This is a genomic window from Streptomyces sp. SID3343 (genome assembly GCF_009865215.1).
In the GTDB taxonomy this organism is placed as follows: Bacteria; Actinomycetota; Actinomycetes; order Streptomycetales; family Streptomycetaceae; genus Embleya.
This window is the reverse complement of record NZ_WWJX01001535.1, coordinates 1-2,589: the sequence shown is the minus strand read 5'-3', so window position 1 is coordinate 2,589 and position 2,589 is coordinate 1. Positions and strand designations below refer to the sequence as shown.

The window sequence follows — 2,589 nt, the reverse complement described above, 5'->3', positions numbered from 1 at the left end:
CCCCGCACGGTCAGCGCGACGCCCGCCGCCGCGGCCCGGCCCAGGTGCGCCGCCACGACCTGCTCCGACACCTCGCGCGGCGACACCGCTTCCACCCGCAGACCCAACCGGCCCGCGTCGGCCTCGGCGAGGTCCTGAAGATCGTCGATCACGTGTTGCAGCAACAACGCCTCTTCGAGCAGCGAGGACGTCCACGCGCGGTCCGGCACCGCGACGCCGTCCTCGACCGCCTCCAACCAGCCGCGGATGTTGCTCAGCGGCGTGCGCAACTCGTGGGCCACGTCGCCGACCATCTCCTTGCGCTGCTCCTCCATCCGGCGCCGGTGTTCGGACATGTCGTTGAACGCCTCGGCGAGCCGCCCGATCTCGTGGTTCGCGGTGAGGTCCACCCGCGTCGCGTCGTCGCCGTCGCGCATGCGCACCGCCGCGTCGGTGAGCGCGGTCAGCGGCCGGATCAGTCGGGCCGCGACCAGGCCGGTGACCGCCGCGGTGAGCAACAGGATCAGCGCGGCGACGCCGGCGATGCGCACGGTGTCGGCCCGGCTCAGGTCGAACGCGGGAGCCGTGGAGCCGTCGTGATCGCCCACGTACAACAGCGTCGCCGGCACCACGTAGGGGGTGAGTTGCTCGCGCCGGGCGGTGTCGACGCACGCGGCGACGTCCCGGGCGACGACGGGCATGGCGTTCTCGTCCCAGGTCAGGTCGAGTCCCAGGGTGAGCGGCGCGATCTGCCTGCGTTCCAGACAGGCCGCGAGCAGGCCGTTGAGTTCACCCAGCGCCTTCGCCTCGGTGGCGGTCGGCGCGTCCAGTCGAACCAGACCGCACCGCTCGCCGAGCACAGCGTTCGAGGCCCGGCCGTCACCGGCCTGGGGGCGCTCGCCGGAGCCCTCGGCCACCACGCTGGGACTGCGTCGTGGGTCGGGTGGGGGAGCGGGAGCCGGGGTGCCGGCTCCGGGTTCGGGCCCGGCGGATCCGCCGTCCTCGGTGGGGCCGCCCACGATCGTGACGACCGAGCGTCCGTTCGGCCGCTGCGCGATGTCGCCGGAGCGGCCCGCCGTACGCAGGCACCGCACCACCCCGTCGGCGTCCGCGCGTGACTGCGCGCGTTCGGCGTCCGTGAGCCGGAACGGTCCCACCGCCTCGGGGTCGATGCGGTCGAAGCCGGTGACCGATACGAGGGCCGCGTCGACCGCGAGCGGGTCGACCACGGCCGAGGGCCGGGTGAACGGCGACGCCGGCCCGGCGTCGGAGTCGGCGATCGGCGCGCCCTCGCGCGTCGACAGCGCGATCCGCCGGCCGGTGTCGCGGGACAGTTCGCGCAGGATCGGTTCGACCCCGGCCCAGTGCGAGTGGGTCGCCGCGTAGCTCGACAGCGTCCGATAGATCCGGGTGTCGTCGGCCAGGATCCGGCTCTGCCCCTCGCGGATCGCCCCCTCGGTGGTCTGCGCCGCCAGCCACGCGGTCGCCGCCACCGCGCACGCCGCGACCAGGATCGAGGACGCCAGCAGCCGGACGAGCAGGCTCCGGTGCAGCGGCACCCTACGCGCCACCGTCGCGCCCCTCACGGGCGTCGGCGCCGGGATCGGCCAGCTTGTAGCCGACGCCGAACACCGTCACCACACACGTCGGGCGTCGCGGGTCGGCCTCGATCTTCCTGCGCAGGTTCATGATGTGCACGTCGATCGTGCGGGTGGTCACATAGCGATCGAACCCGCATGCCTGGTCGAGCAGTTGCTGTCGCGTGTACACCCGGCCCGGTTCGGTGATCAGCGCCTCCAGGATCCGGAACTCGCCCGGCGTACAGTCCACGCGTCGCCCCGCGACCGCCACCTCGTGCCGCAGCGGGTCCACCGAGAGCTCGCCGACCCGCAGGACCGGATCGGGCGGACCCGCCGGGCGCCCGCTGCGGCGCAGCAGCGTACGCACGCGCGCCATCAGCTCGCGCGGGCTGTACGGCTTGGTCAGGTAGTCGTCCGCGCCCAGATCCAGGCCGAGCAACAGGTCGTCCTCGGTCGAGCGCGCGGTGAGCATCAGAATCGGCAGTTCGCTCTCGCGGCGCAGGACGCGGGTGACGTCCAGACCGTCGACACGCGGCATCATCACGTCCAGGACCAAGAGGTCGGGGCGCCGCGTTCGGGCCGCGTCGATCGCGTCGCGACCGTCGTGGACGACGGTGACCACGTGACCTTCGCGCTCCAGGTAGAGGCGCACCAAACGGGCCTGCTTCTCGTCGTCCTCGGCCACCAAAACGTGCGCGCACATGGGGCCGATGGTAGGTGCCGAGACCGGTCTCGATCGCCCTGGGGCCCAGGTCAGCCCGGTTCCGACCCCATCCTGACGGCGTCCTGACAGGTTTCTGACATCCGGTCGACAGCATCACGGCCATGTCTCGATTCGATCCGTTCCCGCCCGGCCGCCGCTCACGTTCGGCGGTCCTGTCCGCCGTCGGCGTGGCGGCTCTGCTCGTACTGACGGCGTGCGCCGGCGACGACTCCGAGAAGTCCTCCCCGCAGATCGCCTCGCTCCCCTCGTCCGGCGCTGCGGCCCCGGATCAGGCCGCCGCTTCCGGCGGCTCGGGCGGGCAGGCCG

Annotated in this window: 2 protein-coding genes and 1 pseudogene; 1 reads left to right on the top strand and 2 read right to left on the bottom strand. The window is 73.1% G+C overall.

Features of this window, described 5'->3' with window-relative positions; genetic code table 11:
• Together GT354_RS49015 and GT354_RS49010 are read right to left on the bottom strand one after the other, a co-directional pair.
• On the bottom strand, window positions 1-1,550 hold a 1,550-nt coding region (locus GT354_RS49015), incomplete at its 3' end, for a HAMP domain-containing protein (RefSeq protein WP_346012518.1).
• Window positions 1,540-2,262, bottom strand: a complete 723-nt coding sequence (locus GT354_RS49010; RefSeq protein ID WP_161364608.1) for a response regulator transcription factor — start codon at window positions 2,260-2,262, stop codon at window positions 1,540-1,542. The genes GT354_RS49010 and GT354_RS49015, both read right to left, overlap by 11 nt.
• Window positions 2,263-2,384: 122 nt before the next feature.
• Here GT354_RS49010 and GT354_RS49005 point away from each other — a divergent pair.
• Window positions 2,385-2,589: pseudogene (locus tag GT354_RS49005) on the top strand (hypothetical protein); the annotation flags it as partial.

Excerpts from the sequence above, each read along its gene's own strand:
- GT354_RS49010 (WP_161364608.1), bottom strand. The coding sequence starts at position 2,262 with ATGTGCGCGCACGTTTTGGTGGCCGAGGACGACGAGAAGCAGGCCCGT.